Origin of the sequence: Aliiruegeria lutimaris, assembly GCF_900099935.1 — a bacterium.
GTDB classification, from domain to species: Bacteria; Pseudomonadota; Alphaproteobacteria; order Rhodobacterales; family Rhodobacteraceae; genus Tropicimonas; species Tropicimonas lutimaris.
The window spans coordinates 219100-233225 of record NZ_FNEK01000001.1 but is presented as its reverse complement, the minus strand read 5'-3'; the positions used below and the strand labels follow the sequence as shown (position 1 = coordinate 233225).

Below are 14126 nucleotides of genomic sequence, written 5' to 3'. Positions count from 1 at the left end.
GCGCCACCGCCGCTCGGGCTCTGCCAGGCGGCGAACCACCCTTGCGCCAGAACTTCGCAGAACTATCCAAATGCCGCCTCCATTGGTGATTGACCCGCAGGACGATCCGTGACTACTATTTGAACGCTTGTTCAATAACGGGGAGGGGGAGGCCCTGTGGCATGTTCAATGCGACGATACAGTTCGATATCGGCGAAGAGGCGTCCGCGCTACGCGAGATGGTCCATCGCTGGGCGCAGGAGCGGGTGAAGCCGCTTGCGGCCGAAATCGATTCCAGCAACCGGTTTCCCCCGGATCTCTGGCGCGAGATGGGCGAATTGGGTCTGCTTGGGATCACGGTGCCCGAGGAATATGGTGGGGCGGGAATGTCCTATCTCGCCCATACGATCGCCGTGGAGGAGATTGCGCGGGCTTCAGCCTCGGTCTCGCTGTCCTATGGCGCGCATTCCAATCTCTGCGTGAACCAGATCAAGCTCAACGGCACGGAGGCGCAGAAGCGCAAATACCTGCCCGGGCTGATCTCGGGCGAGCATGTCGGCGCGCTGGCCATGTCGGAGGCGGGCGCGGGGTCGGATGTGGTCTCGATGAAGCTGCGCGCCGAGAAGCGCAACGACCGCTACGTGCTCAATGGCACCAAGTACTGGATTACCAACGGGCCGGATGCGGATACGCTGGTCGTCTATGCCAAGACCGATCCGGAGGCCGGCGCCAAGGGCATCACCGCGTTTCTCATCGAGAAGAGCATGGCCGGGTTCTCGACCAGCAAGCATTTCGACAAGCTTGGAATGCGCGGCTCCAACACGGCGGAGTTGATCTTCGAAGACGTCGAGGTGCCTTTCGAGAATGTTCTGGGCGAGGAGGGCAAGGGGGTGCGCGTCCTGATGTCCGGCCTCGATTACGAGAGGGTCGTGCTCGCAGGGATCGGCACGGGAATCATCGCGGCCTGTCTCGACGAGATCATGCCCTATATGCGCGACCGGCAGCAGTTCGGCCAGCCGATCGGGAACTTCCAACTGATGCAGGCCAAGATCGCCGACATGTACACGGCGCTCAACACTGCGCGGGCCTATGTCTACGAGGTCGCCAAGGCCTGTGACCGGGGCGCGGTGACCCGCGCCGATGCCGCCGCCTGTGTTCTGTACTCCTCGGAGGTCGCCATGACGCAGGCGCACCAGGCCGTGCAGGCGATGGGGGGCGCAGGCTTCATGAACGATTCTCCTGTCAGCCGGCTCTTCCGGGATGCAAAACTGATGGAGATCGGTGCGGGCACCTCCGAGATTCGCAGGATGCTCATCGGTCGGGAGATGATGCAATCAATGGGGTAAGCCGTGGCAGGAACCGGTCCATTCTTGGAAGGCATGCCGAGCCTTCTTCATTCCGACGATCCGGAAGTTGCCTGTCTCCCGAGCAAGAAAGTGCTGCTAATCAAGGAGGACCCGGAGCTATGAGACTGAGCGCCCTTATCCTGACAACACTTGCCGCGTTTGCCGCCAGCCCCGCGGCGGCGCAGGAGGAACTGCATTTCAGTCCTGTGCCGACCGAGTCCTGCCTGCTGGGAACGGAGACCCTGCAGGCAATGGAAGCCTGTGTAGGTTCGGCGGCGACGGCCTGCATGGAATCGAACGAGTTTGGCTACACGACGGTCGGCATGGGCTATTGCCTCGACCAGGAACTTGCCTTCTGGGACGCGCGACTGAACGCGGTTTACCGGCAGGTAATGCTGCGGGACAAGGCGGAGGATGCCGAACTGGCGGAGATCGGCGCGACCGTTCCCTCGCTTTCCGAGGCACTGCGGGAGATGCAGCGGGCCTGGATCCCGTTCCGCGATGCCGCCTGCGATTACGAACGGGCACAATGGGGCGGGGGGACCGGTGGCGGGCCGGCCACGCTCAGTTGCCTGATGTATGCAACCGCGCGGCAAGCGCTCATTCTGGAGATTCGACTGACCCATGGGTACCAGTGATTTTCTGCGCTGCGGCGGGATTGCGATGATGTTGGCCGGAGCGGCGGAGGCTTCGGACGGAGTGAGCCCCGAGGCCTTGGCGAGCATGGACACGTGCCTCGTGGAAAGCGCGACCGGGCGGGACGTCGCCAACACGACGATCATCTGTTTCAACGAAGCGCGCGCGGCCTGTCAGGGCGCCGTGTTGGCGTGTGAGCAGGAGATGACGGCGGCGGTAGCGGAGCGTGCGGACGGTTTGATGGAGCGGATGCCGTCGGAGCTTGAGGGGGTGCCGGAATTCGCCAAGGACCGGTATCTGGAGATCCTGTCCGATATCGAGGCCGGTGCGGTGGATCTTTGTGCCGATGTGCCGGAGGCGGGGCAGATCTCCTGTGCCTATCGCGCCGAAGCGCTGCGTTTCGCCAAGCTTCGCTCGCTGGCCTCCCAGATCGATCCGAGGTTCCTGATCCCCTGATGGCGCTTCGGTCGGCATATATCGCGGGTGCCGGTTGTGGCGTTGCGCTTTCGGTCCGAGGGGCGTTCCCTTGCCTCGGGTGCTTGCGCGGGATCGCAGATCCACGCGCGGTGGCCGCTGCGCTCGGCGCAGCGGCGCGGGAGGGGCGGGCATGAACTCGACGCCGACATATCTGCCGCTCATGCAGGGCCGGGGTTGGGGGATCCCTGAACGGCTCAACATGGCCAGCGAGGTCTGCGACCGTTGGGCGGCAGTAGAGCCCGAGCGGGTGGCATTGATCGAGCCGCTGCCGGATGGACTGCGGGAGACGCGCTATGGCCGGTTGCGTGACATGGCAAACGCGCTTGCGCACAGGCTTTCGGCCATGGGCGTGGGGCGCGGCGACCGGGTCGGGGTGTTTCTGAGCCAATCGCCCTGGACCGCCGCTTCCCATATCGCCGCGTGGAAGCTGGGGGCGATTTCCATCCCGCTTTTTACGCTGTTCGGTCCCGAGGCGATGGCGGTGCGTCTGGCAGATTCCAAGGCCAGCGTGGTCGTGACCGACGGTATCGGCGCGGAGAAGCTGGTACGCTGGAGCCAGGCGGGGGATCTGCGCCTGGGGCGGGAGCAGATCCTGCCGGTCGAGCGGGTTCCGGTTGATGGTATCATCTTCCCGACTGTTGATACGGCGGCCGAGGATCCGGCGGTCCTGATCTATACCTCGGGAACGACGGGCAACCCGAAGGGGGCGCTACATGCCCACAGGGTGTTGCGCGGACATTTGCCCGGTGTTGAAATTTCTCACAATCTCATGCCTTTGCCGGGTGATGTTCTATGGACGCCGGCGGACTGGGCCTGGATCGGCGGGCTGTTCGACGTGTTGATGCCGGGGCTTTGGCACGGGGTTCCGGTGGTTTCGGCACGGATGGAGAAATTCACGGCGGATGAGTGCGTGAGAATCGTTCGGCAAGCATCTGTAAAAAATGTATTTTTCCCGCCGTCTGCGTTGCGGGCGCTGCGGGCGGCGGATGTGAAAATTCCCGGGCTGCGCTCGGTGGCCAGCGGTGGGGAGCCGCTTGGGGCCGAGATGCTTGAGTGGGGAAGGCAGGCTTTTGGACTGAATATCAACGAGTTCTACGGTCAAACGGAATGCAACATGATCGTCAGCGCCTGCGAGGCGCTGTTCGAGCCGTTGCCGGGGGCGATGGGCAAACCGGTGCCGGGGCACGAGGTGGAGGTAATCGGGCCGGATGGCGCCCCCTGTGAAGGCGAAGGCGATATTGTCGTTCGGCGAGGTTCGGCATCCATGATGTTGGAATATTGGAATAATCCGGAAGAGACGCTTGCGAAATTCCGCGGCGAGTGGATGCTGACCGGGGATCGCGGCTGGCGCGAGGACGGGTTCCTGCGCTTCCGGGGTCGCGACGATGACGTGATCACCTCCTCGGGTTACCGGATCGGTCCGGGAGAGGTTGAGGACTGCCTGCTGACCCACCTGGCTGTCGCCAGCGCCGGGGTAGTTGGCGTGCCCGATCCCGAGCGCACGGAGGCAGTGACCGCCTTCGTGCTGCTGCGGGACGGGTTTGAACCAACGGACGCAATGCGGGCCGATTTGCAGCAGCATGTGCGCCAGCGGCTGGCCGCGCATGAGTATCCGCGGATCGTGCATTTCGTGGACAGCCTGCCGATGACGATCAGTGGCAAGATCATCCGCCGCGAGCTGCGGCAGATGGCATTGGAGGGAGACGTGACATGACACCGGTTCCCGACCGGCGGCCGCATCTGGCCGCCGATATCCTGCGCGCGGCGCTGGAGCGGCAACGGGCCTATGAGGAACGCAAGCCCACGCGGTTGGGCAAGGGGGCGGAGCGGCTGACAGCGCCGCTCGGCGCGCTGGTGGGCCGCTTCGTGCCGCCCGCGCTGGTGCGGCAGGGCCTCGCCATGGCCGACAAGGCGGCGGGCTATACCATTCCGTCGGAGTTCACGCGGCACTCGGTGGAGGATCTGGAAGCCTGCGAACGCGCGGCGCGGAGGGTGCAGGGCTGGGCCGTGGGGGCCAATGCTGCCTCGGGCGGCGCGGCCGGATTCTTTGGCGCGATCGGGATGACTGCCGACATACCCGCGACGATCGCGCTGGCGGCGCGCAACGTTCGGGCGACGGGCGCGGCGTTCGGTTTCGGCGATGATAGCGAGGAGGAGCAGACCTATCGCCTGCTGATCCTGCAGGTGGCCACCGCGGGAGCCGAGAAGGGACGCGAGGAGACGCTTGCGCATCTGGCGGACATGGCGGCGTGGCTCGCCAGCCCCGAGGGGCGGATCGTGCTGGAAAAGGGCGGCGAATGGGTCACGGACAAGGTGATCGAGCGCATTGCGCGGCAACTGGGCTTCAGCCTTGCCGGTCGCGGGGCCGGGCGCGTGGTGCCGATTGTCGGCGGCGCGGTGGCGGCAACGGTGAATGCGAGTTTCCAGACCGATGTCAGCCGCGCGGCGCGCTTTGCCTACCGGATGCGCTGGCTGATGCATCGGCGGATGCTGGAGGGGCCTGTGGAAGATAACGAGGCGGAAAATTGAGTCGGCGGAGGGGGCTTCGCCTGGCTTGAGCGGGAAACATTGAGGGGAGGACGCCTGCGGGGTGCGCGAACAACCGGCGGGCAAAGCGCGACGGGCCTGAGAGGCTCGCCGAAGAGAGGGACCGAATGAAGCTGACAAGTCAGGCTGTGACAGGCTCGGACGCGTTCCGCGCCAACAGGAAGGCGCATCTTGCCGCGCTGGATATGGTGCAGGAAGCGGCGGCGCAAGCCGCGGCGGGTGGCGGCGAGCGGGCGCGCACGCGGCATTTGGCGCGGGGCAAGATGCTGCCCCGCGAGCGTGTCGCGAACTTGCTGGATCCGGGAACGCCGTTCCTCGAGATCGGGGCGACGGCGGCGCATGGGATGTATGGCGGCGCAGCACCGGCGGCCGGGGCAGTGGCGGGCATTGGCCGGGTCATGGGGCGTGACGTCATGATCCTGTGCAACGACGCCACGGTAAAGGGCGGCACCTATTACCCGATGACGGTAAAGAAGCATCTTCGTGCGCAGGAGATCGCCGCCGAATGCCATCTTCCTTGCGTCTATCTCGTGGACTCGGGTGGCGCGAACCTGCCGCAGCAGGACGAGGTGTTCCCGGACCGGGATCATTTCGGGCGGATCTTCTACAACCAGGCGCGGATGAGCGCGGCGGGGATCGCGCAGATCGCCGTGGTGATGGGGTCGTGCACGGCCGGCGGGGCCTATGTTCCGGCGATGTCGGATGTGACGATCATCGTTAAGGAGCAGGGCACGATCTTCCTTGCCGGGCCGCCGTTGGTGAGGGCGGCGACGGGCGAGGTGGTCTCGGCGGAAGAACTGGGCGGCGGCGATGTGCATACGCGCCTTTCTGGCGTGGCCGATTACCTGGCCGAGGATGACGCCCACGCGCTGGCGCTCGCGCGGCGCGCGGTGGGCTCGCTCGGGCCGGTGCCGGATGTGTCGGCCAATTGGGCCAGCCCGGAAGATCCGGCGTATGACCCGGAGGAGATCCTCGGCGTTGTGCCGGCCTCGCTCTCCACGCCCTACGACATTCGCGAGGTGATCGCGCGGATGGTGGATGGCTCGCGTTTCGACGAGTTCAAGGCGCGGTTCGGCGAGACGCTGGTGACGGGTTTTGCCCATGTCCATGGCTGCCCGGTGGGCATCGTGGCCAATAACGGCGTGCTGTTCTCGGAAGCCGCGCAGAAGGGCGCGCATTTCGTCGAACTGTGTTCACAGCGGCGAATCCCGCTGGTTTTCCTGCAGAACATCACCGGCTTCATGGTCGGGAAGAAATACGAGAACGAGGGGATCGCGCGGCATGGCGCCAAGATGGTGACGGCGGTGGCGACGACGTCGGTTCCCAAGATCACCATGCTGGTCGGCGGCTCCTTTGGCGCCGGGAATTACGGCATGGCGGGCCGCGCATACCAGCCGCGTTTCCTGTGGACCTGGCCCAATAGCCGGATCTCGGTGATGGGCGGGGCGCAGGCAGCGGGGGTTCTGGCGCAGGTGAAGCGGGTCGGGATCGAGAAGGCCGGCGGAAGCTGGTCGGACGAGGAAGAGGCCGCGTTCCGGCGCCCGACCGAGGAGATGTTCGAGGAGCAGGCCCACCCGCTCTATGCCAGCGCACGGCTCTGGGATGACGGCATCATCGACCCGCGCAAGAGCCGGGACGTATTGGGGTTGAGCTTGCGGGCAGCGTTGAATGCGCCGGTCGAGGAAACGCGGTTCGGGGTGTTCCGCATGTGAGTGGTGTTCGGGCAGGTGGAGAGGCGCGCCCCAAAGAGCGCTCCCACGCGCCCACCCCGCGCTCTTTGGGGCGCGCGGAACAGGAGGGGAGGAAGGCGCATGATCCGCAAATTGCTGATCGCGAACAGGGGCGAGATTGCCTGTCGGATCATCCGGACCGCAAGGTCGATGGGGATATCGACGGTTGCGGTCTATTCGGATGCCGATGCGGGGGCGGCGCACGTCGCGCTGGCCGACGAGGCGGTGCATCTGGGCGGATCGGCACCCGCGGAGAGTTACCTGAACTCGGAGGCGCTGCTGGCGGCGGCGCGGCGGACGGGGGCGGAAGCGGTGCATCCCGGCTACGGGTTCCTGTCGGAGAACCCCGATTTCGTGGAGGCTGTCGCGGCGGTGGGGCTGATCTTTGTCGGCCCGCCCGCATCGGCGATCCGGCAGATGGGGCTGAAGGATGCCGCCAAGCGGTTGATGGAAGAGGCCGGCGTGCCCGTGGTGCCGGGCTATCACGGCGCGGAGCAATCGCCCGAGCGGCTGGCCGAGGAGGCGGATCGGATCGGCTACCCGGTGTTGATCAAGGCTGTCGCGGGCGGTGGCGGCAAGGGGATGCGCCGGGTCGATGCCCCGGAAGATTTCGCGACCTCGCTGGCCTCGGCCCGGGCGGAGGCGCGTACGGCGTTCGGAAATGCGGATGTGCTGGTGGAGCGCTACGTGCGCCAGCCGCGGCATATCGAGTTGCAGATTTTCGGCGATGTCCATGGCAACGCGGTGCACCTGTTCGAGCGGGATTGTTCGCTTCAGCGCCGCCACCAGAAGGTGATCGAAGAGGCGCCCGCGCCGGGCATGACCGAGGAGATGCGCGCCGCCATGGGGCAGGCGGCGGTGCGTGCGGCGCAGGCCATTGGATATGTTGGCGCGGGCACAGTGGAGTTCATCGTCGAGGGCGGCGAGGTGCTGCGCCCGGACGGGTTCTGGTTCATGGAAATGAACACGCGGTTGCAGGTGGAACATCCGGTGACGGAGGCCGTGACCGGGCTGGACCTGGTGGAATGGCAGTTGCGCGTCGCCTCGGGCGAGAAGCTGCCGCTGGCGCAGGAGGAGATCCGTTGCGAGGGCCACGCCTTCGAGGCGCGGCTTTATGCCGAGGACGTTCCGGCGGGTTTCCTGCCGGCGACGGGGCGGCTGGCGCATCTGCGCTTCAGCGATCTGGCGCGCAACGATAGTGGCGTGCGCGAGGGCGACGAGATCAGCCCGTGGTACGATCCGATGATTGCGAAGGTGATCACCCATGGTCCGAGCCGTGGAGTGGCGTTGGCCCGGCTGTCACATGCACTGGAGCAGACGGAAGTGGGCGGCACGGTCACCAATATCGCCTTTCTGGAGGCGCTGTCGCGGCATGAGGGCTTTGCGGCGGGCCGGGTCGATACCGGCCTGATCGAACGGGACCTCGACAGCCTCGTGCGTCAGGAATTGCCGTCGGCGGCAGTGCTGGCCTGTGCCGCGCTTGCGGCAAGCGGGATGGACGCGCCGCCGGTCGATTTCACCGGCTTTTCTCTCTGGGCGCCGCTTCAACGCACGGTCGTTCTGGAGCGGGATGGGCAGCAATGGCGGATCGGCGTGGCGATCCGGGGAGCGGACCGCGTCGATATCGAGATCGAGGAAGAGGTTTTGCCATGCCGGCGTGGCGCGCGGGGCTGGTTGATCGGCGAGGCGCGGGCGCCGGGGCCGGCGCGCCTGCTCGATGGTGCGGTCTTGGTTTTTGCCGGGCAGCCCTGGGAATTTGCCCTGCCGGATCCGCTGGCGCGGGAGAGCGCGGAGGCGATGGGCGGCAACATCGTGGAAGCGCCTATGCCGGGGCTGGTGCGCGAGGTTCTGGTTCAGTCCGGGCAGATGGTCGAACGCGGCGACCGGCTTGTCATTCTCGAAGCGATGAAGATGGAACATGCGCTGAGCGCGGTGCGCGCCGGGCGCGTGGAGGCGGTGCTGGTGGAGGCGGGCGCGCAGGTTGCTGCCCATGACGCGCTTGTCCTGCTCGATCCGGAAGAGGAGGGGGAGGCCGAATGACGGAGCGGGTCGAGATCTTCGAGGTAGGCCCGCGCGACGGCTTGCAGAACGAGCCCCGCCCCATTCCGACGATGGAAAAAGTCGCGCTGGTCGATTGCCTGAGTGGCGCAGGGTTCGCCCGGATCGAGGTGGCGAGCTTCGTGTCGCCGAAATGGGTGCCTCAGATGGCGGACTCGGCCGAGGTCCTGTCTCGGATCACGAGGGCGGAGGGCGTGTCCTATGCCGCGCTGGTGCCAAACCTGAAAGGGTTGGAGCGGGCGATCGAGGCGCGCGCCGACGAGGTGGCAGTCTTCGTGAGCGCCTCGGAAGGGTTCAGCCGAGCCAATCTCAACTGCTCGGTGGAGGAGAGTTTCGCGCGGATCGCACCGGTCGTGACCGGGGCGCGGGCGGCGGGGCTCAAGGTGCGCGGCTACGTGTCCTGCGTCACCGATTGTCCCTTTGACGGCCCGACGTCGCCGGAGCAGGTGGCGCGGGTGGCGGCACGGCTGGCGGACTTGGGCTGTTACGAAGTTTCGCTGGGCGACACGATTGGACAGGCCCGGCCCGAGACGCTGAGGCCAATGTTGGAGGCGGTCATGGGCGATCTGCCGCCCGAACTGCTCGCCGGTCATTTCCACGATACCGGTGGCCGGGCGCTCGACAATATTGTCGAGTCGCTCGAGGCCGGTATCCGGGTTTTCGACGCGGCTGTCGGCGGTCTGGGCGGCTGCCCCTATGCGCCGGGGGCCGAGGGCAATGTGGCGACCGAGGCGGTGATCGCGCGGCTTGCGGAACTCGGTGTCGAGACGGGACTGGATGCGGAGATCGTCGCGCAAGCGGCCGGAATGGCGCGGGACATGCGCAGCCGGGAGGAATGATGCAGGTGGAATACGATACGATCCGAGTGGAAACCGACCCGCGTGGCGTTGCTACGCTCTCGCTTGCACGGCCGGAGAAACATAATGCGATGTCGGCGCAGATGCTGGTGGAACTGACCGAAGCGGTTGGGCAGCTTGGGAACGACCCGGCAGTTCGCGTGGTCGTGCTGACCGGCATAGGGGCGAGCTTTTGTGCCGGCGGCGATCTGGACTGGATGCGTCAGCAGATGGCCGCGGATGCGCCCACGCGCGCCCGGGAGGCGATGAAGCTGGCAACGATGCTGCAGGCGCTCAATACCTGCCCGAAACCGGTGATCGGACGGGTGCAGGGCAATGCCTTTGGCGGCGGCATCGGTTTGATCTCCGTTTGCGACGTGGCAATCGCTTCTGATGGGGCGAAATTCGGCCTCACCGAGACGCGGCTCGGGCTGATCCCGGCGACCATCGGCCCCTATGTGGCTGCGCAGATGGGCGAGGCCAAGGCGCGGCGGGTCTTCATGTCGGCGCGGATCTTCGAGGCGCAGGAAGCGGTGGTGCTTGACCTGCTGGCGCGCGCTGTTCCCGAGGCCGATCTGGACGCCGCCGTGGAGGCCGAGGTGAAACCCTATCTCGCCGCGGCACCGGGCGCTGTGGCCGAAGCCAAGGCTTTGCTGCGACGGCTGGGGCCCGTGATCGACGAGGCGGCGATCGCCGATACGATCGCGGCGCTGACACGCCGCTGGGAGAGCGCGGAAGCCGTTGAGGGAATCGCGGCCTTTTTTGAGAAGCGCAAAGCCCGATGGGGTGAGGTTCCCAAGAGCTGAGCGGACGAAACCAAAGTAGCCTTCGATCTTGTCGTATCTGTTTCGGCGTCATGTATTTGATCAGCTAAGCCCTGAACATTCTGAGTCAAAAACAGGTGCAGGGTGTTGCCCCCATCCGGACGTCAGGGTTGTCTCAACCTCTAACCGGGCCAGGCGAAAGCCTGCGCCGCGCGCATCAGGGCATTCACCGCTGGCGAGAACTGTCTGCCGGGCACCGTAACGGCCCCAATCGTTCGTTCCACGGGCGGTTCGACGAGCGGCCTCTGCAACAACCCGGGCAACGTCACGGAGTATTCCGGCATGAAGGCGAAACCGATGCCGGCCAGCACCATGGCCTGCACCCAATCCTCTCGCTCCGAACGGAAGCGGGCATAAAGCTCTACGCCTGTGTCCTGACAAACGGCCATTACCATTTCCCGCATTTCGCAGGCGAGCCGGTCGACGTAGCTTTCGCCAGACAACTCGGGCAACGCGACCGCGTTCAACCGTGCAAGACGATGCTCGGGGGGGAAAACAACCACGTATCTTTCCTTGTAGAGCGGTTGGGTGCGAAACTCTTCCTCAAGGTCGTCAGTGAGCGTCATGATGGCCACGTCGATCTCGCCATCGGAAAGCTTGTCTCTCAAGTCCGACACGCTTTGCTCGCTTATCGAAAGCTCGATCCCCTTGTGGCTCTTCTCGAACTGCGCCAGAAAACGCGCAAGGCGCATGTGGCCAACCGTCGACATGATCCCAAGCCTGATCGGGACCTGCTCCAGCAATCTGAAATTCTGCGCCAGAACCTGCGCTGCGGCGGCCTCGTCGGCTATATGCTGGAGATGGGGCAGCATCGAACGTCCGAAATCGCTGAGCAGGATGCGCCGACCCTCGCGATGAAATACCTGCGCCCCAAGTTCGCCCTCCAGCGACTTGATGCCCTTCGTCAAGGCTGGCTGTGTCACGTTGCATTCGGCCGCCGCCTTGGTGAAGTTGAGATGCTTTGCAGCAGCAAGTACATATCGGATCTGCGACATTTCCATGTGGGCCTCCCTGTCGGCATGCGGTCCAACAAGTCACTATACACCAGGTTATCCAAACTCCGAGTTATGGACCGATAAGGGATTGGCAGTTCCGTTTCGGGGCATCTCGCGCTGCAATGTTCACACACAGGACAAGCAGAAATCAGGAGAGGATACCGATGTCTGTATACATGGTGGAACGCAGTCTTGCCGGGATCAGCATGGAAGATTTGGGCGGTGCGCAAAAGGCGGCTATCGAGACGGCAAGGCAAATGACGGAACAAGGGGAACAGATCACCTACATCCGGTCGACTTTCGCGCCGGACGATGGGAGGTGCATGTGCCTGTTCGATGGCGAAAGCGAAGATCAGGTGCGTCGGCTGAACGATACCGCGGGCCTGCCGTATGACCGGGTCGTTCGGGCCATGGATCTTACTCCGTAATCGCGCAATCACGGTTCGCCATACCGGGCGGTCCCTCGGGCATTCGTGGATACATCGTTTTGTTCACGCTCCGTTTGCAGGGACAAATCTGGTTCCGCGTCCGTTCCGGCAAGCGGTCCGGCAGAACCGTCATGTCTGGCAAGGTCATGCTGGACTTGTCGTCTGGTCGTGGCACTCTTCCGGAAGCCAGGGAGATTTGCCATGACCAGTAGAATAACGATTCTTTCGACCCTTGCAGTGTTGGCCAGCCTTGCCAGTGCCCAGTCGCAGGAGGTGGCGGACACGATTTACGAAGGCGGTCCGATCCTGACCATGAACGATGCCGCCCCCCGCGCCGAGGCGCTGGCAGTGAAGGATGGCCGGATCCTTGCCGTCGGCTCCCTTGCCGAGATGCTCGCCTACCAGGGCGATGCGTCCGAACTGAGGGACCTCGAAGGACGGGCAATGCTGCCGGGTTTCGTTGATGCGCATGGTCACGTGATGATGATCGGTTTGCAGGCGATGGCGGCGAACCTGCTGCCTGCGCCCGACGGCACCGGAAACTCGGTCGCCGATCTCCAGCAGATCCTGCGCGATTACATCGCCGCCAATCCCGAGCGTATCGCCGCCGTGGATGCGGTGATCGGCTTCGGCTACGACGATTCCCAGTTGGCCGAGCTTCGCCATCCGACACGCGACGAGCTGGATGCGGTGTCGACCGACGTGCCGGTCTATATCGTGCACCAGTCCGGCCATCTCGGCGTGGCCAACTCGGCGGCGCTCGAAGTCGCGGGTATCGGTCCGGACACCCAAGAGATGGAAGGCGGCGTGATCCGGCGCGAATCGGGGGGCGCGCGTCCCAACGGCGTGCTGGAAGAGACGCCGCATTTCGTGGCCCTCATGAGCGTGCTGCAACATCTCGATGCCGAGGGCATGATGGCGATGTTCCGCGCCGGCACCGAGCTGATCGCTAGTTATGGCTACACCACCGCGCAGGAGGGCATGGCGACCACCGGGCAAGCCAAGCTCATGGAGGCGGTGGCCGTGAGCGGTGCACTGGAGATCGGCGTGGTTGCCTATCCCGATGTGCTGGTGGACCGCGACTATATCGCCGAGACACACAGCCGCGATTATGTGGACCGGTTCCGCGTCGGCGGCGCCAAGTTGACCATCGACGGCTCGCCGCAGGGCTTCACCGCCTGGCGCGACCGGCCCTATTACAACCCGCCCGAAAATCTCCGCGCCGATTACGTGGGCTATCACGCGGCAAGCCCCGATGATGTCTTCGACGCCATCGACTGGGCCTTTGGCAAGGGCATCCAGATCCTGACGCATTCCAACGGCGAGGCGGCGAGCGACCTGCTGCTGGCGGCCATCGAGACGGCGGAGAAGAAATACGGCATGGAAGACCGCCGGCCGGTGCTGATCCATGGCCAGTTCCTGCGCGAGGACCAGGTGGATGGCCTGAAGCGCCTCGACGTGTTCCCGTCGCTGTTCCCGATGCACACCTTCTACTGGGGCGACTGGCACCGCGAACGCACCGTGGGCCCGGTCAATTCCAACAATATCTCGCCCACCGGCTGGGTGCTCCAGCGCGGGATGCGCTTTTCCACCCATCACGATGCGCCTGTCGCCTTCCCCGATTCCATGCGCGTGCTGGACGCGACAGTGACGCGCCGCTCGCGCTCGGGCGACATTATTGGCCCGGAACACCGGGTGGACGTGATGACGGCGCTCAAGGCGATGACCCTCTGGCCGGCCTGGCAGCATTTCGAGGAGGCCGAGAAAGGATCGTTGGAGCCCGGCAAACTGGCCGACCTGGTAATTTTGTCGCAGGACCCGACCGCCGTGGACCCCGAAACGCTCGACTCCCTGCAGGTGATGCAGACGATCAAGGAAGACGTCGTGATCTATGATCGTGCAACCGCCGCCGAGCAGGATGGCGGCTTGCGCTGGCGGATAGGGCCGGGGGGCGTTGATACGGCGGCCGCCTTCTTCCAGAAAGCAGCGCTCGCGGCAGAGATTCCTTCCGGGTTGAGCCCGACGCAGCGATTGTTGGCGACACGTATCGCCGAGTTGACGCCGCACGGGTCGGGCTGTGTCTCCGACTATCTCGTCAACGCGCTCGCGCCGGCCTATGCGCGGGCTGCAAGCAGCTTGGAATGAAAGCGGGAATGCCGTCCCGGGGGCGGGGCAGGTGGGGCGCGGCAGGCGGGACATATGGCCGCTTGCCCGCGACACGCCGCCGGTTGACCCCATCCCGGCCCGCGCGTAAACCGCCTACTAGCCCC

At 65.2% G+C, this 14126-nt stretch carries 12 protein-coding genes; 11 read left to right on the top strand and 1 reads right to left on the bottom strand.

The genetic code is table 11. The annotated features are described in order from the left end of the window. Positions 1-161 precede the first annotated feature (161 nt). The 9 genes from BLR85_RS01175 (at position 162) to BLR85_RS01135 (ending at position 10415) form a co-directional block, all read left to right on the top strand. Positions 162-1325: an isovaleryl-CoA dehydrogenase gene (locus BLR85_RS01175; protein ID WP_093147745.1), complete on the top strand. Its 1164-nt coding sequence runs from the start codon at positions 162-164 to the stop codon at positions 1323-1325. Between the two features lie 119 nt (positions 1326-1444). Further along, positions 1445-1963, top strand: a complete 519-nt coding sequence (locus BLR85_RS01170) for a lysozyme inhibitor LprI family protein (RefSeq protein ID WP_093147740.1) — start codon at positions 1445-1447, stop codon at positions 1961-1963. Then, positions 1950-2417, top strand: coding sequence for a hypothetical protein (locus tag BLR85_RS01165; protein WP_093147735.1), 468 nt, complete (start codon positions 1950-1952; stop codon positions 2415-2417). The genes BLR85_RS01170 and BLR85_RS01165 overlap by 14 nt, the downstream gene beginning before the upstream one ends. Before the next feature lie 151 nt (positions 2418-2568). Then, the gene (locus BLR85_RS01160) at positions 2569-4152 is read left to right on the top strand and encodes an AMP-binding protein (protein ID WP_093147732.1); all 1584 of its coding nucleotides are present in this window, start codon (positions 2569-2571) and stop codon (positions 4150-4152) included. Next, positions 4149-4967 carry an EcsC family protein gene (locus BLR85_RS01155; RefSeq protein WP_093147729.1) on the top strand — a complete coding sequence of 273 codons (819 nt, stop codon included), beginning with the start codon at positions 4149-4151 and terminating at the stop codon, positions 4965-4967. The genes BLR85_RS01160 and BLR85_RS01155 overlap by 4 nt, the downstream gene beginning before the upstream one ends. Positions 4968-5092: 125 nt before the next feature. After that, positions 5093-6697: a carboxyl transferase domain-containing protein gene (locus tag BLR85_RS01150; RefSeq protein WP_093147725.1), complete on the top strand. Its 1605-nt coding sequence runs from the start codon at positions 5093-5095 to the stop codon at positions 6695-6697. 99 nt (positions 6698-6796) lie between these two features. Further along, a complete protein-coding gene (locus tag BLR85_RS01145) occupies positions 6797-8755 on the top strand; it encodes an acetyl/propionyl/methylcrotonyl-CoA carboxylase subunit alpha (RefSeq protein ID WP_093147721.1) in 1959 nt (652 codons plus the stop codon). Continuing rightward, the gene (locus tag BLR85_RS01140; RefSeq protein ID WP_093147716.1) at positions 8752-9612 is read left to right on the top strand and encodes a hydroxymethylglutaryl-CoA lyase; all 861 of its coding nucleotides are present in this window, start codon (positions 8752-8754) and stop codon (positions 9610-9612) included. The genes BLR85_RS01145 and BLR85_RS01140 overlap by 4 nt, the downstream gene beginning before the upstream one ends. Continuing rightward, positions 9609-10415, top strand: a complete 807-nt coding sequence (locus tag BLR85_RS01135; protein WP_244520568.1) for a crotonase/enoyl-CoA hydratase family protein — start codon at positions 9609-9611, stop codon at positions 10413-10415. Before BLR85_RS01140 ends, BLR85_RS01135 begins: the two co-directional genes overlap by 4 nt. A 140-nt stretch (positions 10416-10555) precedes the next feature. Here the strand turns inward: BLR85_RS01135 and BLR85_RS01130 are convergent, their stop codons facing one another. Continuing rightward, positions 10556-11434, bottom strand: coding sequence for a LysR family transcriptional regulator (locus BLR85_RS01130; RefSeq protein ID WP_093147709.1), 879 nt, complete (start codon positions 11432-11434; stop codon positions 10556-10558). Positions 11435-11592: 158 nt separating this feature from the next. Here BLR85_RS01130 and BLR85_RS01125 point away from each other — a divergent pair, with 158 nt between their 5' ends. Continuing rightward, positions 11593-11856, top strand: a complete 264-nt coding sequence (locus tag BLR85_RS01125) for a DUF4242 domain-containing protein (RefSeq protein WP_093147705.1) — start codon at positions 11593-11595, stop codon at positions 11854-11856. A 201-nt stretch (positions 11857-12057) separates the two neighbouring features. Further along, positions 12058-14001 (top strand): amidohydrolase, encoded by a 1944-nt coding sequence (locus BLR85_RS01120; RefSeq protein WP_093147702.1) that lies wholly within the window; start codon positions 12058-12060, stop codon positions 13999-14001. Positions 14002-14126 lie beyond the last annotated feature (125 nt).

Bases quoted from the DNA above. Each gene is read 5' to 3' on its own strand.
- BLR85_RS01175 (WP_093147745.1), top strand. From the start codon at position 162: ATGTTCAATGCGACGATACAGTTCGATATCGGCGAAGAGGCGTCCGCG.
- BLR85_RS01170 (WP_093147740.1), top strand. From the start codon at position 1,445: ATGAGACTGAGCGCCCTTATCCTGACAACACTTGCCGCGTTTGCCGCC.
- BLR85_RS01165 (WP_093147735.1), top strand. From the start codon at position 1,950: ATGGGTACCAGTGATTTTCTGCGCTGCGGCGGGATTGCGATGATGTTG.
- BLR85_RS01160 (WP_093147732.1), top strand. From the start codon at position 2,569: ATGAACTCGACGCCGACATATCTGCCGCTCATGCAGGGCCGGGGTTGG.
- BLR85_RS01155 (WP_093147729.1), top strand. From the start codon at position 4,149: ATGACACCGGTTCCCGACCGGCGGCCGCATCTGGCCGCCGATATCCTG.
- BLR85_RS01150 (WP_093147725.1), top strand. From the start codon at position 5,093: ATGAAGCTGACAAGTCAGGCTGTGACAGGCTCGGACGCGTTCCGCGCC.
- BLR85_RS01145 (WP_093147721.1), top strand. From the start codon at position 6,797: ATGATCCGCAAATTGCTGATCGCGAACAGGGGCGAGATTGCCTGTCGG.
- BLR85_RS01140 (WP_093147716.1), top strand. From the start codon at position 8,752: ATGACGGAGCGGGTCGAGATCTTCGAGGTAGGCCCGCGCGACGGCTTG.
- BLR85_RS01135 (WP_244520568.1), top strand. From the start codon at position 9,609: ATGATGCAGGTGGAATACGATACGATCCGAGTGGAAACCGACCCGCGT.
- BLR85_RS01130 (WP_093147709.1), bottom strand. From the start codon at position 11,434: ATGGAAATGTCGCAGATCCGATATGTACTTGCTGCTGCAAAGCATCTC.
- BLR85_RS01125 (WP_093147705.1), top strand. From the start codon at position 11,593: ATGTCTGTATACATGGTGGAACGCAGTCTTGCCGGGATCAGCATGGAA.
- BLR85_RS01120 (WP_093147702.1), top strand. From the start codon at position 12,058: ATGACCAGTAGAATAACGATTCTTTCGACCCTTGCAGTGTTGGCCAGC.